This window comes from Acrocarpospora catenulata (assembly GCF_018476525.1).
GTDB lineage: Bacteria > Actinomycetota > Actinomycetes > Streptosporangiales > Streptosporangiaceae > Acrocarpospora > Acrocarpospora catenulata.
This window is the reverse complement of the sequence record NZ_JAHCST010000006.1, coordinates 110,739-132,248: the sequence shown is the minus strand read 5'-3', so window position 1 is coordinate 132,248 and position 21,510 is coordinate 110,739. Positions and strand designations below refer to the sequence as shown.

General features: G+C 70.8%; 22 protein-coding genes. 12 read left to right on the top strand and 10 right to left on the bottom strand.

The window, feature by feature from the left end:
• Window positions 1-51: 51 nt before the first annotated feature.
• The 3 genes from KIP79_RS08440 to KIP79_RS08430 are packed head-to-tail and all read left to right on the top strand — an operon-like array spanning window position 52 to window position 2,657.
• A complete protein-coding gene (locus KIP79_RS08440) occupies window positions 52-1,215 on the top strand; it encodes a Zn-dependent alcohol dehydrogenase (RefSeq protein ID WP_214104128.1) in 1,164 nt (387 codons plus the stop codon).
• 21 nt (window positions 1,216-1,236) lie between these two features.
• Window positions 1,237-2,448 (top strand): cytochrome P450, encoded by a 1,212-nt coding sequence (locus tag KIP79_RS08435; protein WP_214104127.1) that lies wholly within the window; start codon window positions 1,237-1,239, stop codon window positions 2,446-2,448.
• 14 nt (window positions 2,449-2,462) lie between these two features.
• Window positions 2,463-2,657, top strand: a complete 195-nt coding sequence (locus KIP79_RS08430; RefSeq protein WP_214104126.1) for a ferredoxin — start codon at window positions 2,463-2,465, stop codon at window positions 2,655-2,657.
• Window positions 2,658-2,702: 45 nt separating this feature from the next.
• On the opposite strand, the gene KIP79_RS08425 is transcribed toward KIP79_RS08430, so the two are convergent.
• From KIP79_RS08425 to KIP79_RS08415, 3 genes are read right to left on the bottom strand one after another with little or no spacing between them, the layout of a single operon-like run.
• Window positions 2,703-3,167 (bottom strand): nuclear transport factor 2 family protein, encoded by a 465-nt coding sequence (locus KIP79_RS08425; protein ID WP_214104125.1) that lies wholly within the window; start codon window positions 3,165-3,167, stop codon window positions 2,703-2,705.
• Window positions 3,164-3,556: a nuclear transport factor 2 family protein gene (locus KIP79_RS08420; RefSeq protein ID WP_214104124.1), complete on the bottom strand. Its 393-nt coding sequence runs from the start codon at window positions 3,554-3,556 to the stop codon at window positions 3,164-3,166. Before KIP79_RS08420 ends, KIP79_RS08425 begins: the two co-directional genes overlap by 4 nt.
• Window positions 3,553-4,557, bottom strand: a complete 1,005-nt coding sequence (locus KIP79_RS08415) for a TIGR03617 family F420-dependent LLM class oxidoreductase (RefSeq protein ID WP_214104123.1) — start codon at window positions 4,555-4,557, stop codon at window positions 3,553-3,555. Before KIP79_RS08415 ends, KIP79_RS08420 begins: the two co-directional genes overlap by 4 nt.
• A 90-nt stretch (window positions 4,558-4,647) precedes the next feature.
• Between KIP79_RS08415 and KIP79_RS08410 the strand changes: the two genes are divergently transcribed.
• Complete coding sequence (locus KIP79_RS08410; protein ID WP_214104122.1) at window positions 4,648-5,802, top strand: thiolase family protein; 1,155 nt, start codon at window positions 4,648-4,650, stop codon at window positions 5,800-5,802.
• Window positions 5,803-5,892: 90 nt separating this feature from the next.
• Here KIP79_RS08410 and KIP79_RS08405 read toward each other — a convergent pair whose 3' ends face one another.
• Together KIP79_RS08405 and KIP79_RS08400 are read right to left on the bottom strand one after the other, a co-directional pair.
• Window positions 5,893-6,693 (bottom strand): enoyl-CoA hydratase/isomerase family protein, encoded by an 801-nt coding sequence (locus tag KIP79_RS08405; protein WP_214104121.1) that lies wholly within the window; start codon window positions 6,691-6,693, stop codon window positions 5,893-5,895.
• A gap of 50 nt (window positions 6,694-6,743) precedes the next feature.
• The gene (locus KIP79_RS08400) at window positions 6,744-8,426 is read right to left on the bottom strand and encodes a flavin-containing monooxygenase (RefSeq protein WP_308169623.1); all 1,683 of its coding nucleotides are present in this window, start codon (window positions 8,424-8,426) and stop codon (window positions 6,744-6,746) included.
• Between the two features lie 202 nt (window positions 8,427-8,628).
• Here KIP79_RS08400 and KIP79_RS08395 point away from each other — a divergent pair, with 202 nt between their 5' ends.
• The 7 genes from KIP79_RS08395 to KIP79_RS08365 are packed head-to-tail and all read left to right on the top strand — an operon-like array spanning window position 8,629 to window position 15,051.
• Window positions 8,629-9,795: a thiolase C-terminal domain-containing protein gene (locus tag KIP79_RS08395; protein WP_214104119.1), complete on the top strand. Its 1,167-nt coding sequence runs from the start codon at window positions 8,629-8,631 to the stop codon at window positions 9,793-9,795.
• Window positions 9,792-10,214 carry a Zn-ribbon domain-containing OB-fold protein gene (locus tag KIP79_RS08390; RefSeq protein ID WP_214104118.1) on the top strand — a complete coding sequence of 141 codons (423 nt, stop codon included), beginning with the start codon at window positions 9,792-9,794 and terminating at the stop codon, window positions 10,212-10,214. The genes KIP79_RS08395 and KIP79_RS08390 overlap by 4 nt, the downstream gene beginning before the upstream one ends.
• Window positions 10,211-11,410: an acyl-CoA dehydrogenase family protein gene (locus KIP79_RS08385; RefSeq protein ID WP_214104117.1), complete on the top strand. Its 1,200-nt coding sequence runs from the start codon at window positions 10,211-10,213 to the stop codon at window positions 11,408-11,410. Before KIP79_RS08390 ends, KIP79_RS08385 begins: the two co-directional genes overlap by 4 nt.
• Before the next feature lie 14 nt (window positions 11,411-11,424).
• The gene (locus KIP79_RS08380) at window positions 11,425-12,258 is read left to right on the top strand and encodes an enoyl-CoA hydratase/isomerase family protein (RefSeq protein ID WP_214104116.1); all 834 of its coding nucleotides are present in this window, start codon (window positions 11,425-11,427) and stop codon (window positions 12,256-12,258) included.
• Entirely contained in the window at window positions 12,255-13,166 is a 912-nt protein-coding gene (locus KIP79_RS08375; RefSeq protein WP_308169622.1) for an SDR family oxidoreductase, read from the top strand. Before KIP79_RS08380 ends, KIP79_RS08375 begins: the two co-directional genes overlap by 4 nt.
• 2 nt (window positions 13,167-13,168) lie before the next feature.
• Complete coding sequence (locus KIP79_RS08370; protein WP_214104115.1) at window positions 13,169-13,927, top strand: enoyl-CoA hydratase-related protein; 759 nt, start codon at window positions 13,169-13,171, stop codon at window positions 13,925-13,927.
• Window positions 13,924-15,051, top strand: coding sequence for an acyl-CoA dehydrogenase family protein (locus KIP79_RS08365; RefSeq protein WP_214104114.1), 1,128 nt, complete (start codon window positions 13,924-13,926; stop codon window positions 15,049-15,051). Before KIP79_RS08370 ends, KIP79_RS08365 begins: the two co-directional genes overlap by 4 nt.
• Here KIP79_RS08365 and KIP79_RS08360 read toward each other — a convergent pair.
• The 5 genes from KIP79_RS08360 to KIP79_RS08340 are packed head-to-tail and all read right to left on the bottom strand — an operon-like array spanning window position 15,041 to window position 20,008.
• Entirely contained in the window at window positions 15,041-16,318 is a 1,278-nt protein-coding gene (locus KIP79_RS08360; protein ID WP_214104113.1) for a TetR-type transcription factor C-terminal domain-containing protein, read from the bottom strand. The genes KIP79_RS08365 and KIP79_RS08360 overlap by 11 nt on opposite strands.
• Window positions 16,315-17,127 (bottom strand): SDR family NAD(P)-dependent oxidoreductase, encoded by an 813-nt coding sequence (locus KIP79_RS08355; protein WP_214104112.1) that lies wholly within the window; start codon window positions 17,125-17,127, stop codon window positions 16,315-16,317. Before KIP79_RS08355 ends, KIP79_RS08360 begins: the two co-directional genes overlap by 4 nt.
• Before the next feature lie 13 nt (window positions 17,128-17,140).
• Window positions 17,141-18,040: a 3-hydroxyacyl-CoA dehydrogenase family protein gene (locus KIP79_RS08350; protein WP_308169621.1), complete on the bottom strand. Its 900-nt coding sequence runs from the start codon at window positions 18,038-18,040 to the stop codon at window positions 17,141-17,143.
• Window positions 18,037-19,170 carry an acyl-CoA dehydrogenase family protein gene (locus tag KIP79_RS08345; protein WP_214104111.1) on the bottom strand — a complete coding sequence of 378 codons (1,134 nt, stop codon included), beginning with the start codon at window positions 19,168-19,170 and terminating at the stop codon, window positions 18,037-18,039. The genes KIP79_RS08350 and KIP79_RS08345 overlap by 4 nt, the downstream gene beginning before the upstream one ends.
• The gene (locus KIP79_RS08340) at window positions 19,148-20,008 is read right to left on the bottom strand and encodes an SMP-30/gluconolactonase/LRE family protein (RefSeq protein WP_214104110.1); all 861 of its coding nucleotides are present in this window, start codon (window positions 20,006-20,008) and stop codon (window positions 19,148-19,150) included. Before KIP79_RS08340 ends, KIP79_RS08345 begins: the two co-directional genes overlap by 23 nt.
• 149 nt (window positions 20,009-20,157) lie before the next feature.
• On the opposite strand from KIP79_RS08340, the gene KIP79_RS08335 reads away from it, so the two are divergent.
• Window positions 20,158-21,375, top strand: coding sequence for an acetyl-CoA C-acetyltransferase (locus KIP79_RS08335; RefSeq protein ID WP_214104109.1), 1,218 nt, complete (start codon window positions 20,158-20,160; stop codon window positions 21,373-21,375).
• Window positions 21,376-21,510: the final 135 nt, after the last annotated feature.

The following is a 21,510-nucleotide window of genomic DNA, read 5'->3' as shown; positions in this document are numbered from 1 at the left end:
AACGATCGCCGAAGTCTACCGAACGTATCGTATACATGCTAGAAGTGCTCTATGAGCAGAGCTGGTACGGGCACCGGGGCCTCGACGGTCATCGCCGAAGCGGCGGTGTTCACCGAATCCGGCGGCCCGCTCGAACTCCTCGACCTGGCCGTCCGCGCACCGCTCGCGCACGAGGTGCGCGTACGACTCGCCGCCACCGGCGTCTGTCACACCGATCAGTCGATCCTCACCGGCGCCATCCCCTTCGCGCCGCCACTCGTGCTCGGCCACGAGGGCGCCGGTGTGGTCGACCTGGTCGGATCCGGCGTGACCGGGCTGTCCCCGGGCGATCCGGTGATCCTGACCTGGCTGACCCAGTGCGGCTCGTGCTTCTACTGCGTGCGGTCGCAGCCCGAGTTGTGCGAGACCAAGCCGACCGCCGATCCGTCGGCCCCGCCGCGGCTCACCCGCGCCGGCGATCCGGTGGCCCAGCTCGCCGGCGTCGGCACGTTCTCCTCCGTCGTCGTCGTCGACGCCGCCACGGTCGTGCGGCTGCCCGCTGACATTCCGATGACCAGCGCGTGCCTCATCGGGTGCGGGGTGCTCACCGGCATCGGCGCCGCCCTCAACACCGCCGCCGTCCGGCCGGGCGACGTGGTGGCCGTGCTCGGCTGCGGCGGCGTGGGCCTCAACGTGGTCCAGGGCGCGCGGATCGCCGGCGCCTCCCACATCGTCGCCGTCGACCTGATGCCGGAGAAGCTGGAGCTCGCCCGCCGGTTCGGCGCCTCCGCCGTGGTCCGGGGGACGGATCCGGCCGCGGTGCTCGAGTCGGTCCGCGAGCTGACCGGGGGACGCGGCGCCGACGTGGTGTTCGAGGTGGTGGGCCTGCCGTCGACGGTCCGGCAGGCCCTGGACCTGACGCGGCCGGGCGGGCGGGTGTGCCTGGTGGGGGCGGCGCCGCTGAACGCCACCATGGACCTGCCGATGTACCTGCCGTTCGTCAGCCAGCAGAAGTCGATCATCGGCTGCCGCTGCGGCTCGACCAACGTCGCACGCGAGGTGCCCTTCATCGTCGAGCGGTACCGGCGCGGAGATCTTCTCCTGGACGAACTCGTGGGGAACACCGTCCCGCTCACGAAGATCAACGACGTGGTGGACAACCTCGACAGCGCGGCCGTGGCCCGCACAGTCATCGACTTCACGCTTCAGCCGAGCGACTCGGCACACCGCACCTGACGTGCCCGAAGGAGAAGGTCCATGAAGCTGACCGACATCGACGTCCTCAATCCGGAGATCTACCAGAACGGCCTGCCGCACGACCAGTTCGCCTACCTGCGGCAGAACGCGCCGTGTTTCCTCCAGTCCAACCGCGAGCCCGGCATGATCGAGTCCGGCTGGATCATCACCCGGCACAGCGACGTCAGGAACATCAACCGCGACGCGGCGAACTACCTCAACTACAAGGGTGTCAGCCCGAAGAAGGCGGGCCCGACCCTCAAGAGCGGCGGCAAACCGGCCATGACCAGCCTCGACGGGCCCGAGCACCACCGGAACCGCCTGCTGGTGAGTCAGGCGTTCACCCGCCGGTCGATCAAGACGTTCGAGGACTCCTTCCGCGACCTGGCCGCCGAGATCGTCACCAAGGCGCTGGAGAAGAAGTCCTTCGACTTCGTCCACGACGTCGCCGTCGAGCTGCCCATGCAGGTGATCTGCAACCTGATGGGCGTCCCGGAGGAGGACCGGTACAAGGTTCTCGACTGGTCCAACACCATCGCCTCGCCGATGGACCCGGAGTACTCCCCGTCCCCCGAAGCCCAGATGGAGGCGGTGCACGGCCTCTGGAACTACGGCCTCCACCTCGCCGACCTGCGCAGGGACGACCCCGGCGACGACATCATGTCCAAGCTCACCAGGGCCGTGGACGGGGACCGGCTGACCAACGAGGAGCTGATGGGCTTCACGCTCCTGCTGATCGGCGCCGGCAACGAGACGACCCGCAACGCCCTGTCGCACGGCATGCACGGGCTCATCCACAACCCCGACCAGATGGCCTACCTCCGCCGGCACCTCGACCGTGTCCCCGATCCTGCGGTGGAGGAGATCCTGCGCTGGTCCACGCCGGTGGTGTTCATGCGCCGCACGGCGGCCCGGGACATCGAGCTGCACGGCTCGACCATCAAGGAGGGGGACGCCGTGATCATGATGTACGGGTCCGCCAACTTCGACCCCGACGAGTTCGAGAACCCGATGTCGTTCGACCTGACGCGCAGCCCCAACGCGCACCTCACCTTCGGCTTCGGGAACCACTTCTGCCTCGGTGCCTTCGTCGCGCGGTTGGAGATCCGCATCCTCCTGGAGGAGTTCCTGCGGCGCACGAGCGACGTGCGTCTCGACGCCGAACCGACCTACGGGCGTGACTGCTACTTCCGGCCCGTGAAGCGGATGCCGGTGACCGTCTCCCCGGCGTAGGGAAGGAGCCCGCGGTGTTGATATCGGTTGACCGCGAGGTCTGCCAGGGCCATGGCCAGTGCGCGATGGTCGACGAGTCGCTGTTCCCGCTCGACCCCGCGGGATACAGCGCGGTGGGCGACGACGGGGTGGCCGTCGAGCCGGGCAAGGAGGAGGACGCCGAACTCGGCGTGAACGTCTGCCCGGTGCAGGCGTTGCGGCTGGACTAGCGGCCTTCCGGTCCGGGGCCCGCGCCCCGGACCGGAAGCGGCTTGCTAGGAGGTCCTCCCGCGCCGTACGGCGTCGGTCATCACGGTTGGGTCGCCCTGGGACCAGACCTGGTTGAACACGATCTGGGTGAGTTTCAAGGCGCCGTCGACCTCGGTCATCCGGTCGTCGTACCACCCGGCGAGGAGATAGAGCCGGTCCGGCTCACCCTTGGTGCGCAGCACGTGCTGGGCCGTGACGTACGAACGCACCGCCAGCCCGCCGGGCCCTTGGTCGACCACCAGGTTGGACACCGCGTGGTGCGAGGCGTCCAAGCCGTCCATCACCTTGCGTACCTGGGCGATCCAGTCGTGGGCGCGCAGCGTCATGACGGACTTGTAGCCGAGGCTGCGGAAGTCGACCGTCAGTTCGTCGGCCAGGGTGGCCAGGTAGCCAGCCCAGTCCCGTCCGTCCAGGGCCCAGACGTAGCGGTGCTTGGCCTCGCGGGCCCGCTCGAGAAGCGCGGCGGTCATGAGCCGATGGCCTTCAGGAAGCCGGGCACGTCCTGGTAGAAGATGACGATCCGGCTGATCTTCCCGTCGGTGAAGGTGAAGAACTCGGCGAGCGGGGTGGTGTACTCCTGGCCGGTGGCCCGGCTGACCGCCGTGATCACGTTGAGCTTGACCACGGTGCCCTCGTTCTCGGCGTACCAGATGGGACCGTCGCTCCACCGGCGCCAGGTCGCGGCGAAGATCCGGCGGAACTCGTCGAAGCCGGCCAGGCCGGTGAACGTGCCGCCGTACGGGATCGCGTCCGGCTCTTCGATCCGCACGTTCTCCGCGACCATCTCGCGCGCGGTGTCGAACCTGCCGGAGTTCATCAGGCCGACGAAGGTCTTGAGTCGTTCGGTGTCGGTGGTCATCGGTCCGCCTCTCGTGGGGGATTGCCGGTGGACGGAGCCTTCTCCTCGGGGAAGAGGATGCATCGGTCGATCAGACCGCCGAACCGTCGCTCCAGATCGGCCCGTAGATCGGCCGCCGGGGCGACCACGGCGACGGTCTCCAGGACCTCGTCGGGCACCCGGCGGGACATCTCCTGCCACTCCTGCGCGCGGGACAGGGCGTGCAGTTCGTCGCCGAGGTCCGCCCAGCCGTGCAGGTCGAGCAGCGGGCGGTAGGTCGGCGTGCTGGCGTAGAAGGCGACCTGGCTCCGGATCGCGTCGAGCTGCCGTCGTGACCCCTCCGGATCGTCGCAGGTGGCGGCGAACGGCGGGTAGACGACCTGGAAGGGCCGCTCGAGGGGACGGGCCCGGCCGGCCAGGCCGCGCCGCAGCCGGGGGAGGGTCACCTCGCGCAGGAACCGCTCGGACATGAACCGGTGCACGACCAGGCCGTCGGCGAGTTGCCCGGCCAGTTCGGTCATCGCCGGGCCGAGCGCGCCGAGGTAGATCGGTGGACGCCCGTACGGGCTGGGGCCGGGGGAGAAGGCGTCCGTCATCAGCGTGTGGGTGTAGTACTCGCCCTTGTGGTCGAGCCGCGAGCCGGTCTCCCAGGCGTCGAAGATGGCGTGGATCGCGACGAGCATCTCGCGCATCTGGGGCGCGGGGCGGCCCCACGGCATGGAGAAACGCCGCTCGATGTGCGGTTTGACCTGGGTCCCCAGGCCGAGCACGAACCGGCCCTCGGTGGCGATCTGCAGGTCGTTGGCCAGCTGGGCGAGGATCATCGGGCTGCGGGCGAACCCGACGGCCACGGCGGTGCCGAGCTGGAGCCCGGTACGCCGGGTGGCGGCCGTGTTCAGCAGGAGAAACGGGTCGTGCCTCGTCTCGATCACCCAGCCGCCGTCGAAGCCGTCGTCGCGGGCCGCGGTACACGAGTCGCCGACCGTGGTCGGGGTGGGATCCAGCATGAGGTCGAACTTCACGGTGCCTCCGGCGGGCCGCCATGCCATCAAATATTCGGAACGGTCAGTATACTATGCTGTCAGTGAGTTCGATCGGTGGAGGGATACGACATGGACGATCGGGAAGCGGTCATCGTCTCGGCCAGGAGGACGCCGTTCGGCCGACGGCGGGGCGGGCTGTCCACCGTCCATCCGGCCGAACTCCTGGCCGGTGTGCACGCCGCCGCCCTGGAGAGCGCCGGCCTCACCTCCGCGGACGTCGACCTGGTGCTCACCGGCGCGGTGACGAAGGTCGGCGAACAGGCGTACAACATCGGCCGGATCGCCGTGCTGACCGGGGGCATGCCGGTCGAGGTCCCGGCCGTGACCCTGGACGCGCAGTGCGGGTCGAGCCAGCAGGCGGTCAACATGGCCGCCTCGTCGATCGCGGCGGGCACCGCCGACGTCGTCCTGGCCTCCGGAGTCGAGTCGATGTCCCGGGTGCCGCTGGGCAGCGACCGGGAAGCGGGCATGGGCGATCCCCTCACGGACCGGTACCGCGAGCGGTACCCGGTCGTGTCGGCGGGGGAGTCCGCCGAGATGATCGCCGAGAAGTGGGGCATCAGCCGGGCCGAGTGCGACGAGTTCGCCTGGAACTCCCACCAGCGGGCGCTGCGGGCGCGGGCGGCCGGCGCCTTCGACGCGGAGATCGCCCCGGTCGTCGTGGCGGGCGGTGTCCGGGTGACGGCCGACGAGCCGGTCCGCGACAGCGGCCTCGACGCGCTGCGCGCGCTCAGGCCGGCCTTCCGCGACGACGGCTTCCACACCGCGGCGAGTTCCTCCCCGATCACCGACGGCGCCGCCGCGGTCGTGGTCATGAGCGCCGCCGCCGCGCGGGCCCGCGGACTGCGGCCGCTCGCGCGGATCACCGGGCAGGCGATCGTCGGCGTCGACCCCACGCTGCGGCTCACCGGCCCGATCCCGGTCACCCGCGCCCTGCTGGATGTCGCAGGTCTCTCCCTGGACGACATCGACCTGTTCGAGGTCAACGAGGCGTTCGCGAGCGTGGTACTGGCCTGGTTGCGGGAGTACGACGTCGACCCGGCCCGGGTCAACCGCAACGGGGGCGCCATCGCCCTGGGCCACCCCGTCGGAGCCACCGGCGCCCGCCTGGTCACGACCGCGGTCCACGACCTCGTCCGCACCGGGGCCCGCCGCGCGCTCGTGGCCATGTGCACCGGCGGCGGCCTGGGCACCGGCACCCTGCTGGAGCGGGTCCCGCGCTGAGGGCAGGGTCAAGGTCCGGAGGTGGAGGCTCCGTCCGACGGTGCCTCCATGGCCACGGCCAAGCGGGTGCCGGGGATCAGGGCCACGCACTCACTTCGCGGGCGCGGGTGGCGACCCGGAGTCGCGGCGCGCGAAGAACTCGGCGATCTTGGCCTGGGCGGTCTCGGAGTCCATGGCGATGATCTGGGCCGTGTTCTCCAACCGCACCGCGTCCTCCAGGCTGATGCCGCCGGAGGCGTTCAGGGCCCGTTTGGTCATCCAGATCGCCAGCATGTCGTGGGCGGCGATCTGCTCGGCGAGGTCGAGCGCCGTGGCGAGCAGTTCGCCGGCGGGCGCGACCCGGTTGACCAGCCCCAGCCGCAGGGCCTCCTCGGCGTCCACCACCCGGCCGGTCAGCATCAGCTCCGCCGCCACACCCGAGCCCACCAGCCGGGGCAGGGTCCAGGAAAGCCCGGCGTCGCCGGAGGAGATCCCGATGTTGACGAAGGCCACGCCGAACGTGGCGGCGGTGCTGGCGACCCGCATGTCGCAGGCGACGGCGATCGACATGCCGCCACCCCGGGCCGGGCCGTTGACCGCCGCGATCGTCGGTGTGGTCAGTGAGTGGACCAGCAGCAGGCAGCGCACCTCGTCGTCGATGCCGATGAGCCGCTCGCCGATGGACAGACTCCGGGTGGCCTGCACTTCCGTCAGGTCGTGCCCGGCGCAGAACCCCCGGCCCGCCCCGGTGAGCACGATCACCTTCACCTCGCGGTCGCGGTCCAGCTCCCCGAGCCGGTCCGCGAGCGCCACGAACAGCTCGTTGTTCAGGGAGTTCAGGCTCTCCGGACGGTTCATGGTCACCACGGCGACCCCGGGCCGCGGCCGGTCCACCAGGATCGTGTCAGTCATGCTTCACGCCTCTCATTCGTTGGTCTCCTTCCCCGGGGGCGGCGTGGCGCTCAGGAGGTCACGCCCTCTGACGAGGTGAGATGGGGGACCTCATCGGGCGAGCTGAACACCAGCCCCCGGTAGCCGTCTGCGGCCACCTCGTCCAGTTCGCGTCTGTACCGGGGCGCCCCGCCGGTGTAGATGAGGTAGCGCGTGCGGTCCTGGCCGGGGATGTTCGGGTTGTACCCGGTGAACCAGGACTTGGCCTTGCGCAGCAACTGCCGCTGGTAGAGATCCTGGATGTGCCGGGTCCACTCCGTCTCCGCGTCGGGATCGCAGTCGATCCGGACGTAACCGAGGGCCATGACGTGGGCGAACAGGTGGGCGGCCCAGTCGACGGAGGTCTCGATGGCGCGCGGGAAATTGGTCGCGACCGAGGCGGAATGGGGCCCGCCGAGCATGACGAGGTTGGGAAACCCCGAGACGAGCGCGCCGAGATAGGTCGTCGGGCCGTCGGCCCACTTGTCGCGGAGCCGCACCCCGTCGCGGCCGCGGAAGTCGATGCGGTCGTACGACCCGGTGATCGCGTCGAAGCCGGTGGCGTACACGATCACATCGAGGTCGAACTGGCCTGCCGAGGTGGCGACGCCGGTCTCGTTGATCTCGACGATCGGCGTCTCCTCCAGATCGACCAGACGCACGGAATCGTGGTTGTAGGCCTCGTAGTAGCCGGATTCCAGGGGAACCCGGTGCACGCCGAAACCGTGGTCCTTGGGGATCAGTTTCTCCGCGGTGACCGGGTCGTGCACCCGTTTGCGAATCTTGTCGGCGATGAAGTCGGAGAACTCCCGGTTGGCGTCCTCGTCGAGGAGGATGTCGCGGAAGTTGCCCAGCCAGATTCCGAAGCCGGGGGAGGCGTACAACTTCTCCCACAGCGCGAGCCGCTCCTCCCGCGACACCTCGTGGAAGGGTCGGCGGTCGGGGCCGTGGATGAACCCGCCGGGGGTCTCCGCGCACCGGGCGAAGATCTCGTCGTAGCCGGCCTTGATGTGCGCCATCTCCTCACGGGTGATGGGGCTGTTGTTCAGCGGGGCGCACCAGTTCGGCTTGAGCTGGAAGACGTCGAGTTCGGCGACCTGCCCCGCCAGCTCGGCGATGATCTGTACGCCGGTCGACCCGGTACCGATGACCCCCACCCGTTTCCCGGTGAGGTCGAGGCCCTCGGGCCAGTCGTAGGTGTGGAACGAGGTGCCCTGGAACCGCTCGATCCCGGGGATGCGCGGTTTCACCGGGGCGGACAGCAGGCCGAGGGCCGTCATGAGGAAACGGCAGGTGAGTCGCCGGCCGTCGGCGAGTTCGAGGGTCCACCCGCCGGCGCCGTCGTCGAAGACGGCTGACCGGACCACGCTGTCGAAACGGATGTGCGGGCGCAGGTCGAACCGGTCGGCGACGTGGTTCAGGTAACGCAGCGTCTCCGGCTGGGCGGCGAAGTGCTCGCTCCAGTCCCACTCCTGGAGGAGTTCCGGGGAGAAGGAGTACCCATAGGTGTAACTCTCGGAATCGAACCGGCAACCGGGGTAGCGGTTCTTGTACCAGGTACCTCCCAGCCCGGGGTGCGCTTCGAGCGCGATGACGTCGCGCCCCATCTCCAGGAGGCGGTGAAGGGCGTACAAGCCGCAGATCCCGGCCCCGATGATGATGAACTCGTGATCCGGCCCTCCACTCCTGTCAGGTGCTCCTGCCGCCTTGCTCACCGTGCGACTCCCCTCGGCGTTTGGTCGAGCGCTCGCTCACCGCTATGTATACTGACCGGTCAGAGGCTGAATGTCAAAATCTTCAAACGGTCTTCGCTTGGGGTGCATTGGATCGAGGGCCTCCTGGAACCGGGGTGATGTCAGAGGCATGGTGCGTGTGTATACTAAGCGTTTAGTGCGCAACGGGAAGCAGGTGGGGGCAATGTCTGATGGCGGCCAGGCCATCGCGGCGGTGGTGGGGATCGGCAGAACGGCCTATACGAGGGACCCGGCCGGTCCCCGGTCGCCGCTCTCGCTGGCCGCCGAGGCGAGCCGGGCCGCCGTCGCCGACGCCGGGCTCGACGTCGCCGACATCGACGGGGTGGCGTCGTACAGCATGAACGACAGCGCCACGTTCGGGCAGGTGCCCTACGCGATCGGCGCCGGTGAGCTGACCTGGAACCTCGACGTCTACGCGGGCGGCACGGGTTCCTTCACCTCAGTGCACGCGGCGGCCATGGCCGTCAGTTCGGGCGTGTGCAGGTACGCCCTCGTCTACCGTTCCCTGTGCGGCCGTTCTGGACTGCGTTACAGCCAGGGGTCCGGCATGGCGAGCCTGCTCAACCACCCGGACCAGGTCTTCGACTTCGCCTCCGGCTACGCCGTTCCGCCGCAGTGGTTCGCGATGTGGGCCCGGCGGCACCAGGCGCGGTACGGCACCACGCCGGAGGATCTCGGCGCCCTGGCCATCACCCTGCGCGCCCACGCGGGGCGTAATCCGCACGCGGTCATGCGGGACCCGCTCACCCTGGAGGCCTACCTCGGCTCGCGGATGGTCTCCGACCCGCTGCGGGTCTACGACTGCTCGCTGGAGGTGGACGGTGCCTGCGCTCTGGTCGTCACCACACCGGAACGGGCCCGGGACCTCGCCCAGCCGGCCGTGCTCATCAGGGGCGGGGAGTTCACCTGGAACTCCGGCGGGTCGTGGAACAACTGGCCCGACTTCACCGAGATGTACACCGCCAAGATCGCGGACCGGTTCTGGAACCGTTTCGGACTGCGGCCCGCCGACGTCGACGTCGCCTGCGTCTACGACTGTTTCACCTACACCCTGCTGGTCTCGCTCGAAGGGCTGGGTTTCTACAAGCCCGGCGAAGGGGGCGACTACTTCCGTGACGGCCGGGCCGGCTACGGCGGCGACGTCGTGGTGAACCCCCACGGCGGGCTTCTCTCCGAGGGATACATCCATGGTTTCAACCACCATTACGAGGCCGTCGCGCAACTGCGCGGGCAGGCCGGCGAGCGCCAGGTCGACGGCGCGAGCACAGCCGTGGTGACCGCAGGCGGCGGCCCCTACGGCGGAGCGCTCCTGCTCGAGGCGGCCCGATGAGCGACCTGAGCGCCTTCCAGCCGGTCCCCGACGCCCTGACCGGCCCGTTCTGGGACGGCGCCCGCGGCGGCCGGCTGATCCTGGCGCGCTGCCCCCGCTGCCGCGCCTGGCAGCACCCGCCCCTGGAGATGTGCCGGGCCTGCGCGGTCCCGCTCCAGCCGGAGGCCGCGCCGCTGTGGGGCGTGGTCTACAGCGGCACGGTGATGCGGCACCCCGCCGTCCCGCTCTACCCCACCCCCTACACGGTGGTGATCGTCGAGGTCGGGGGCGTCGGCGGGCCCAGAATCGTGACCCGGGTCGTCGGCACCGACGGCGACGTCGCTCCCGGGACCCGAGTGGACATCGCCATGCGGCCACTGCCGGGCGGGGACTTCATGGTCCCGGTCGCCCTCGTGAGCACCCGTGAGGAAGTCAGATGAGCCAACCGCGCATCGACGAGGACGAGGCCCGTTCGCTGGCTCGCGCCCTGGTCGCCGACCTGCCGCCCGCCCGGACCCCGGTACGGGACTTCCTGGCCGCCCAGTTCGACCGCGGCCTGGCCTGGATCAACCATCCCCCCGGTCACGGCGGACTCGGCGCCGACGTCCGGCTGCAGGCGGCGGTCAACCATGTGATCAAGGAGGCCGGGGGTCCGGACGCCTTCGAGATCAACCCCATCGGCCACGGCATGTGCGCGCCCACCCTGGTCGTGTGGGGCACCGAGGAGCAGAAACGCCGCCACCTGCGCCCGTTGTTCACCGGCGAGGAAATCTGGTGCCAGCTCTTCAGCGAACCCGGCGCGGGCAGCGACGTGGCCGGCCTGGCGGCCCGGGCCCGTCGCGACGGCGCGGAGTGGGTGGCCGACGGCCAGAAGGTGTGGACCACCATGGCCCACCGGTCGTCGTGGGGTCTGCTCATCGCCCGTACCGACCCGGACGCGGTCAAACACCAGGGGCTGACCGCGTTCCTCCTGGACATGTCGGCGCCCGGGGTGGAGGTGCGCCCGCTGTACCAGCTCACCGGAGAGGCCGAGTTCAACGAGGTGTTCCTGGACGGGGTCCGCATCCCCGACGCGGCGCGGCTGGGCCGGGTGGGCGACGGTTGGAAGGTCGTGCTCACCACCCTGATGAACGAGCGCGTCTCGATCGGCGGCGTGATCCCGCCGCGTGGCTCGGGCCCGATCGCCCGGCTCGTCGAGCGGTACCGCGAGCTCGCCAGGACCGACCCCGCCACCGCCCGCCTGCACACCGGCGCCGTCGCCGATCTCTGGGTCCGGGCCGAGGTGCTGCGCCTGGCCAACATCAGGCTGAGCCAGCTCCGTACGGGGGACACCCCCGGCCCCGAGGGCTCCATCTCGAAGATCATCGCGGCGGACCTGAACAAGGACGTCTACTCCGAGCTGGTGACCCTGATGGGAGCGGAGGGCCTGCTGTACGAGTCGTACGACAAGGTGCGTCCCGTCCTGGCCATGGAGTACTCCACCCCGCAGAAGGCGTTCCTGCGCAGCCGCGCGAACTCCATCGAGGGCGGCACCAGCGAGGTCATGAAGAACGTGCTCGCCGAGCGGGTCCTCGGTCTCCCCGGCGACCCGAGGGCCGACAAGGACGTGCCCTGGCGTGACATCCCGAGAAGCTGAGAGTGAGGAAGCCAGTGACTTCGAGACCGGAGACCGCCGCCGAGGACGCCGTGCTGATCAGCATGCACCCCGTCGGCGAGTCGGGCGCGTTCGCGGCGCTGCTCACGCTGAACCGGCCCGACGAGCTGAATCCGCTGGATCTGCCCATGCTGCTGCGGCTGCGTGAGCTGCTGGCGGAGTGCGACGCCGACGAGAGCGTGCGCGCCATCCTCATCACCGGCGCCGGGACCGCCTTCTCCGCCGGGGGAAACCTCAAGAAGTACATCGCGATGCAGAAGGACCCGGTCGGCTGGTCGCACTTCCTGGAGGAGGCGCACCAGACCTTCCTCGCCATCCGCATGCACAGAAAGCCCGTCGTCTCGCTGGTCAACGGAGTCGCGGTCGCCGGGGGCCTGGAGATCATCGTCTGCTCGGACTTCGCCTACGCGGCCGAGTCGGCCCGGATCGGGGACGCCCACCTGCGGTACGGGCAGATGGGCGGCGGCGGCGCGCTGTCCCTGATCCCCCGGGCGATCGGCGCCCAGCGGGCCCGGGAACTGATCTTCTCCGGGCGGATCCTCCCGGCCGCCGAGGCGCTGGAGTGGAACATCGTCAACCGGGTGGTCCCGGACGACGGGCTGCTCGCCGCCGGTCTTGAGTTCGCCGAGCTGGCGGCCCGGATGAGTCCCCTCGCGGTCGCCAACGCCAAGTTCGTGATCAACGAGAGCATCGAGACCGGGCTCGGCGTCGCGGCGCAGATGCGGCTGGAGCTGGAGCGGGCCGCCCGCTACAACCTGACCTCCCACGACGCCGCCGAGGGGCTCGTCGCCTTCGCCGAGAAGCGCCTCCCGAAGTTCATCGGAAAGTGAGCGGGCACGTCATGTCAGAACTCGGCTTCGAGGGCCGCGTCGCCCTCGTCACCGGCGCGGGCGGCGGGCTCGGCCGGGAGTACGCGCTGCTGCTGGCCGCGCGCGGAGCGCACGTCGTGGTGAACGATCTGGGGGGCGACGTCGGTGGCCAGGGCGCGAGCGGGGGAGCCGCGCAGCGGGTCGTCCAGGAGATCCTCGACCTGGGCGGATCTGCCGTGGCCGACACCGGTTCGGTCGCCTCGCCCGGCGACGCGGCGGCCATGGTCGCGCGGGCCGTCGAGACGTTCGGCCGGATCGACATCCTGATCAACAACGCGGGGATCCTGCGCGACAAGGCCTTCCACAACATGTCGGTGGAGGAGATCGACGCGGTCCTCGACGTGCACCTGCGGGGCACGTTCTACGTCACCCGGCACGCCTGGCCGCACATGCGGGCCGCGTCGTACGGGCGGGTCGTGAACACCTCGTCGAACTCGGGGCTGATCGGGAACTTCGGGCAGTCGAACTACGGCGCCGCGAAGATGGGGATCGTGGGCCTCACCCGGGTCCTGGCGCAGGAGGGGGCACGCCGGGGGATCCAGGTCAACGCCGTCGCGCCCGCGGCGCGGACCCGGATGACCGAGTCGATCCTGACCCCGCAGGCGGCCGAGGCGCTGGAACCCTCCCGAGTGGCCCCGGTCGTGGCGTGGCTCGCGCACGAGAGCTGCCCTACCACGGGCGAGGTCATCTCGGCCGGTGCGGGCCGGGTCGCCCGGTACTTCGTCGGTCTCACCCACGGTTTCCTGTCGCGCGACCTCACCGTGGAGACCGTTCGCGACCACTGGGACGAGGCCCGTGACACCGGCGGGTTCATCATCCCCGACGACCCCGGCGAGGAGCTGGCCCTCCTCATGAAGCAGTGGACCTGAACATGGACGACCACCGTTTCGGAGAGGTGCGCGTCCGCGTCGCCGACCGGGTCGCGACCCTGATCCTGGCGGCGCCGGGCCGCCGCAACGCCCTGACGCCCGGCTTCGTCGACGACATCGTGGCCGCCGTCGACCACGCCGAGACACGCGCGGACGTGGGCGCTCTGGTGGTCGCCGCCGAGGGCGCCGCTTTCTGCGCCGGAGCCGACCTCGGGGAGCTCGACGGCGCGGACGAGAAGGTGCTGCGGCGCATCTACGCCGCCTTCCTCCGGGTCCGGGCCACCCCGCTGCCGACGGTCGCCGCCGTCGCCGGACCTGCAGTCGGCGCCGGGCTCAACCTGGCGCTCGCCTGCGACCTGCGCGTGGCCGGGCGGTCGGCGCTCTTCGACGCCAGGTTCGCCGCCATCGGGCTGCACCCGGGAGGCGGGGTGTCCTGGCTGCTGCGCGAGGCCGCAGGACCGGCGGCGGCGACCGCGATGTTGCTGTTCGACCAGCGGGTCGACGGCGCGACCGCGGCGCGCATCGGCCTGGCCTGGGCGTGTGTCGAGGACGACGAGGTGCCGGCCGCGGCCCACCGGCTGGCCGCCCGCGCGGCCCGGGTGCCGGGTGACCTGTCCAGGCTGATCAAGTCCACCCTGAGCGACACCCGCGGCCTGGATCACTCCGGGAGCCTGGAGCTGGAGCTTGGCCGCCAGGTGTGGTCGACGACCCAACCGTGGTACCGGGAGCGGCGTGCCGCGCGTCCCCGTTCGAAAGGATGAGCCCCACCGTGGACTTCACGTACACCGACGAGCAACTCGAACTGCGCGGGGTGTTGCGCAAGTACCTCGCGGCGCACTCGCCGGAGAGCGTGGTGCGCGAGCTGATGGACAGCGCCGGGGGGTACGACCGGGCGCAGTGGAAGGACCTCGCGGACCAGCTCGGGCTCCAGGGCCTCCTGGTGCCGGAGGAGTACGGTGGTCTCGGCCTGGGCGCCACCGAGCTGGGCGTGGTGATGGAGGAACTGGGCGCCCACCTGGCCTGCCTGCCGTTCCTGTCCACCTCGGTGCTCGCGACGACGGTCCTGCTCTCGGCCGACGGCGAGGCGGCCGCCGCCTGGTTGCCGGGCATCGTCGCCGGTGAGGTGACCGCCACCGTCGCGGTGACCGAGGGGCGAGGCGCCTGGGACCCGGCGGCCATCACCACCGAGGCGGTGCCGGCGTGCGGCGGCCGTTACCTGGTCACGGGGGTCAAGACCTTCGTACCCGACGGGCACACCGCCGACCTCGTCCTGGTGGCGGCCAGAAGCGGCGGCGAACTGCTGCTGCTGGCCGTGGAGGCGGACACCCCCGGCCTGAGCCGCCACCCGCACTCGACCATGGACCAGACCCGCAGGTTCGCGACGCTGGAGTTCGGCGGCGCCCCCGCCACGCCGATCGGCGGCGACGCGGCGAAGGCGCTGGACCGGGCCCACCACGTGGCCCTGGCCGCCCTGTCGGCCGAGCAGGTCGGCGGGGCGCAACGCTGCCTGGACATGGCCGTCGAGTACGCCAAGAACCGCTTCCAGTTCGGCCGCCCGATCGGCTCCTTCCAGGCGATCAAGCACAAGTGCGCCGACCTGCTCATCCTGATCGAGGCGGCCAGGGCCGCGTCGGCCTTCGCCCTGTGGTCGGCCGACGCCGACGCCGAGGGGCTGCCGCTCGCCGCCGCGATGGCCAAGGTCACCTGCTCGGAGGCGTTCTTCCGGGCGGCGGCCGACAACATCCAGATCCACGGCGGGATCGGGTTCACCTGGGAGCACCCCGCCCACCTCTACTTCAAGAGGGCCAAGTCCAGCGAGTTGCTGTGGGGGGATCCGGCCCTGCACCGGGAGCGCATCAGCCGCCTCCTGGAGCTCACCGTGTGAGCGCGGGAGGCGGCCCGGTCGAGATGCCGGAGAAGAACAGCCGGGAGAAGATGGCGGCGAGCTGTCCGGGGGGCAGCGGGCCGTCGGGCCGGTACCAGCGCGCCGCCGAGTTCAGCATGCCGACGAGAGTCCGGGTGAGGAAGCCGATGTCGAAGGCGGCCAGCTCGCCCTCGGCCATGCTCTTGTGGAGCAGGTCGGAGAAGTGGCCCAGCCACTGGTCGCGGAGCCGGTCGATCCGCGCGAAGGCCTCGCCGTCCAGGTACCGCATGTTGTCGTTGACCACGGCGATCGCGTCGAGGTGGGTGCTGAGGAACCCCAGGTGTGCGCAGACCAGGCGGTGGGTCGAGGTGATCGCCCGGTCCCCCGGCCGGGACGCGGAGGCCAGGACCTCGATCCCGCCGTGGAAGGCGGCGGCGATGATCTCTTCGAGCAGGTCGTTCTTGTAACCGGCGTGGTACATCACCGCGCCCTTGGTGACGTTGGCGACCTCGGCCAGGTCACGCATCGACGTCGCGTGGAATCCCCGGCCGGCGAAGCTGGTGGTCGCCGCGCGCCGGACCCGTTCCCTGGCGCCGAGCGACTCGGGGGCGACCGGCCGGGCCGGGGGCCGGTCGCACGGGAACCCGCCGACGTCGCGGTCGGCGGCGGCGCCGTACAGGAAGAGGCGGGTGTGCGCGGCGGCGAGCTGGTCGACGCCCATCGTGCCGCCGGGGGAGTACCAACGGTACATCTCGGTCATCGCACCGAGGATCGCCTGCGCGACCGCGCGGCACGGCAGCGCGTGGAAGACGCCTGCGCTCACCCCCCGCTCGATGATGGCGACGGCCCGCCTCTCGTAGGCGTCGCGGCGCTCCTCGATGCGGCGGGCGTGCGGGCCGGTGAGGTGCTTGCGCTCCTCGAAGAAGACCCCGATCTCGGTGGTGTGGTCGGCGACCATCGCGACGTGCAGCCGGATCAGCTCGGTCAGCTCGGCGACCGGGTCGTCGGAGCCCGGCGGGAGCCCGGCGAGCACCGAGGAGTATCCGGCGAAGCTGTCGTGGATCTCGAAGAGCAGCTCGTCCTTGGTGCTCATGTAGCGGTAGAGGGTCCGCTTGGTGATCTTCGCCGCGCTGGCCACGTCGTCCATCGTCGTGGTGTCGAAGCCGTGGGCGGCGAACAGCCGGGTCGCGCAGCGGAGGATCTCCGCGCGGCGCTCGTCGGCCGGCTTGCGGTTGGACGTCTTGACCGGTGCCCCGTCCCGGCTCGCGCCCCGGGTCCGTCCGCTCATCTGGACGCCGGGAGCGCGCCGAGTTCGGCCAGCAGATCGGCTGACCGGGCGGTGCGGCCGGTCAGCTCCCGCGGCGGGCCCGAGCAGAGCAACAGCGCCGCGGCCGGCATCAGACCCGGATCCTCCACGTCCTCACCTCTACTGTCGACGAGCCCGTGGAAGACCGTGCCCGGGGTGGGCACGACCCGGTTGGGCGCCAGGGAGTTGACCGCGATGTTGTGCCGGAAGAGTTCGGCCGCGGCCCCGGTGCTGGCCCGCTCCAGGGCCGCCTTGCACATCCCGTAGACGGTGCCGGGCAACTCGTCGGTCCAGGTCCGCGGTGGCACCCCGGGATGCTCGGAGGCGATGGAGGAGATGTTCAGGATCCAGCCCTCTCCCTGTTCCTTCATGTGGGGGATCGCCAGATGCATCAGGTGGTATGCCGCTTTGACCTGCACCTCGAACATCAGGTCGTATCGCTTCATCGGCATCTCGTCGATCGCGCCGAAGAAGGTGACGGCGGCATTGTTGACCAGGATGTCCAGGCGGCCGAACTCGGCGACCGTGGTGGACACCAGCCGTTCCCGGCCCGCCGCGTCCGTGAGATCGGTGACCAGGGGCAGCGCCCGCCCACCGGCCGCCTCGATCTCGGCCGCGGCGTCGGCGATCCCGCCTTCGAACGCGCCCGACCCCGAGTCCTTCGTCCGGGCGGCGAGGACCACGGTGGCCCCGTGCCCGGCGAGCGTGGTGGCGATGGACCGGCCGATGCCCCGGCTGGCGCCGGTGACGACGGCGACCCGTCCGGTCAGGTCGGGTAGCGGAACGGACATGCTGACTCCTTGATCAAACGCTGATGTCGGCCGCGCGCCGGATCCTGCCGCGGGCGTCCCACTCGTAGAAGCCGTGGCCCGACTTGACGCCCAGACGGCCCGCCCCCACGAGGCGGCGGAGCAGGTCCGGGGGCCGGAACCGGTCGCCGAGCTCCGCGTGCAGGTGCTCGGCGATGGCCAGCCGAACGTCCAGGCCCACCAGGTCGCTGAGGGCCAGCGGCCCGATGGGGAAGCGGTAGCCCTTCACCATGCCGGCGTCGATGTCCTCCGCCGAGGCCACGCCTTCCTCCAGCATGCGGATCGCCTCCAGGCCGATGGCGATGCCCAGCCGGCTGGTGGCGAACCCCGGCGAGTCCCTGACCTCGATCGACTCCTTGCCGATCCGCCGAACGAGGTCATGGCAGGCGGCCGTGACCCGGCTGGCGGTGCGCTCTCCGCGTACGATCTCCACCAGCGCCGACCGGGGGACCGGGTTGAAGAAGTGCAGCCCGACGAAACGCTCCGCGTCCGGCAGGCGCCGGGCGAGCGCGTCGATGGACAGGGCGCTGGTGTTGGTGGCGATGACAGCGGCCGGGTAGGCCAGGGCCAGTCGGTTCAACACGCCGGCCTTCAGGTCCTCGTCTTCGGGCACCGACTCGATGGCGAACGTGATGTCCGTACGCGCCGGGAGGCCGGCGCCGACGTCGAGCCGGCGGGCGAGCTCTGCCACCGCGGCGGGGAGTTCGTTTCTGGCCGCCCGTCTCTCCAGCCCGGCGAGGACCCTCTCCCGGGCGGCGAGGGCCGCGGTGTCGTCGATCTCCGTCAGGCAGACCGCGAAGCCGTTCTCGAGGAACGCCTGCGCGATTCCGGCACCCATGGTGCCACCCCCGACCACGAGGATGCGTTCGGTGTCCGGAAGGGTGTCGTTGTTCACCCACCAAGTATACCAAACGATCCGTACACCTTGCTTTCCCTTGGCAGTCCGAGCATGCGTTCGGCGACGATGTTGCGCAGCACCTCGCCGGTGCCGCCCATGATCGTGTAGCTGGGCGCGTAGGCCAGGGCGCGGCCGAGGCCGTCCCAGGCCAGGGCGGGAAGCCCCAGGGTGCGCGACGCGAAGGCGGCCACCCGTTGCTCGTGCTCGGTGCAGAACGCCTTGGTGACGGCGGAGAAACCCGCCGGGCCCTGCCGCGCGGTCTCCCTGAGCACCATGAGGCGGCCGACGCGGTAGCCGGTCTCCAGCCGGGCGATCTCCTGCCGGACCTCAGCCTTGGAGAGGTCGGCGTGGGGCAGGGCGGTGTCGTACAGCAGGCGGTTGGACAGCAGCCGGTCGACGCCGCCGCGCTCGTGTTCCAGCTGCCTCATGGTCTGCCCGAAGGCGGCGCCCTCGACGCCGACGAGGTTCTCGGCCGGGACCTCGGCCTCGTCGAAGAAGACCTCACAGAAGTGCCGTCCGCCCGCCATGTCGAGGATGGGCCGCACGGTGATGCCGGGGGTGTCCATCGGCACGATCAACTCGCTGATGCCCTGGTGTCCCGTTCCGTCCCCGGTGCGGCAGATCAGGTAACAGAAGTCCGCGGTGGCGGCGAAGCTGGTCCAGATCTTCTGGCCGTCCACCACCCAGCCGCGCCCGGATCTGCGGGCGCGGGTGCGCAGGGACGCGACGTCGCTGCCCGCGCCGGGTTCGCTCATGCCGATGCACCAGGTCGACTCCCCGGCGAGGATGCCCGGCAGGAAGCGACGGCGCTGCTCCTGGCTGCCGAAAGCGATGAGCGAGGGGCCGATCTGGCGATCGGCGAACCAGCTCGCCGCGATGGGCGCCCCCGCGGTCAGCATCGCCTCGCTCACGATGAACCGGTCGAGCGGCGGGCGTCCGCCACCGCCGTGCTCCTCGGGCCAGCCCATGCCGATCCAGCCGCGTACGGCCAGCTCCCTGGAGAACTCGCGAGAGTATCCCGTCATCCAGGCGTCGGAGTGGGCGCCGAACCGGGTGACGGCGTCTGCGGCGACCTTCGCCGCCTCGGCCGCCAGGCGCCGTTGCTCAGGAGTCCAGTCGAAGTCCATCGCTCACCTCCGTGGCCCGCGGGTAGGGGGCCGTGGCGCGCTCGACGCGCCCGAGGGACTGGCCGAGGTGGTATCGCCGCAGGTCGGTCTCCGCCGTGAGGCCGAAGAAGGTGTCACCGTCCGGGCCGCCCAGCACGCAGGCCACCGCCCAGCGGCCGGTGGTCGGCACGGTGTGGGTGATCCGGCCCCGGGCGTCGATCCGGACGAACTCGCCCGCGAACGGAGAACCGAACCAGACGCCACCCGCGGCGTCAAGGCAAAGGCCGTCGGCCTGGTGCGACCCGAGCTCCGCGTGGACCGCGCGGTCGTGCAGCGTTCCGTCGGGGGCGATCCGAAACCGGGTGATGATCCGCCGGGGGGTCTCGGCGACAAGCAGTTCGTCCCGCCCGGTAACCGCCATCCCGTTGGCGAAGGTGACGTCGGGGCAGGCCACCGACACCTCTCCCGTTGGAGCGACCCGGAGCAGCGGGCCCGGCCGGGGACGCTCCCCGGCCGCCAGGTCGTAGCCGAAGCAACCGACGAACAGATTGCCGTGCCGGTCGGCCGTCATGTCGTTGAGCAGCCCGACCGCCACCCCGCTCAGGTCGGCCCAGGTCCTGGTCACGCCTTCCGGGCCCAGGCCCAGTACCCGCCCGGTCCGCATCGACGCCACCAGCGCTCCCTGACGGGTGAAGGCCAGCCCCGACGGGGTGCCGGGGACCGGCAGGCGGCCGGTCACCCGTTCGCCGGTGACGGTCAGCACCTCCCCCTGGTCGAAGTCGGACAGCCAGAGCCGGCCGTCGTGCCAGCGCGGCGACTCCACGTATCCGAGACCGTCGACGAGCACCTCGAGTTCCACACCGCCTCCTGTAATCGGTACGGTCAGTATACCGAGTCCGCGCAACCCCGCCCGGCACGTTCACCCGGAATCCATACATCCCAGGAACGCGGCATGGCCCAGGCTCGGCCCAATTTGTATACTGAACATATAGTTTCCTAGGAGTCATCTTGCCTGAGGCTGTCATCGTCAGTGCCGCCCGCTCGCCCATCGGCAGGGCGTACAAAGGAAGCCTGACCACCATCCGCCCGGACGAACTCGCCGTCCAGGTGGCGCGGGCGGCGCTCGACCGCGTTCCCGGCCTCGACCCCGCCACGGTCGACGACCTGATCCTGGGTTGCGGGCTGCCCGGCGGGGAACAGGGGTTCAATCTGGGCCGCGTCGTGGCCGTCGGGCTCGGACTCGACAAGCTGCCCGGCGTCACCGTGAACCGCTTCTGCTCCTCATCCCTCCAGACCACCCGGATGGCGATGCACGCCATCCGGGCCGGCGAGGGGGACGTCTTCCTCTCCGTCGGCGTCGAGACCGTCTCCCGGCTCGGCCCGAATCCGCCCGACTCGGACACCACCGTCCACAACCCCCGGTACGACCAGGCTCAACGCCGGACCGCCGACCAGGCCGTGGCCAACACGGCCTGGTCCGACCCCCGGACCGACGGCCAGGTCCCCGACATCTACATCGCGATGGGCCAGACGGCCGAGAACGTCGCCACCCGCTACGCCGTCTCCCGGGAGGACCAGGACCGTTACGCCGCGCGCTCGCAGAACCTGGCGGAAGCGGCGCTCGACGCCGGGTTCTGGGGCCGTGAGATCACCCCGGTGACGCTGCCTGACGGGACCGTGGTCTCGCGCGACGACGGCCCCCGGCGCGGCACCACCCTGGAGGGTCTGGCCCGGCTGGAGCCCGTGTTCCGGAAGAAGGGCACGGTGACCGCGGGGAACGCCTGCCCCCTGAACGACGGCGCGGCGGCACTGGTGATCATGAGCGACGTCCGGGCCGGGGAACTCGGTCTGACCCCTCTGGCGAGGATCGTGGCGACCGGGATCTCCGGGGTCTCGCCGGAGATCATGGGCCTGGGGCCGGTCGAGGCGACGCGCGACGCCCTGAACAGGGCCGGGATGTCCCTGGGGGACATCGACCTGTTCGAGATCAACGAGGCGTTCGCCTCCCAGGTCCTGGCCAGCGTCGACGAACTCGGCGCAGACCTCGCCAAGGTGAACGTGCACGGGGGCGCGATCGCCATCGGCCACCCCTTCGGGATGACCGGCGCGCGGATCACCACGACACTCCTCAACGGCCTGGCGAGCCGCGACGCCACCATCGGCCTGGAGACCATGTGCGTCGGCGGCGGCCAGGGCATGGCGATGATCGTCGAGCGCCTGGCCTGAGGCCCACGGCAGGAGCGACGGACGGACATCGATCCGGCACGCTGCTGATCAGGCCGGCCCCGGAGGCGCCGCGGCGAGTCGTGACCGTCCACCATACACTTACCGAGAAGTTTACTTTGATGAAACCTTGCCAGC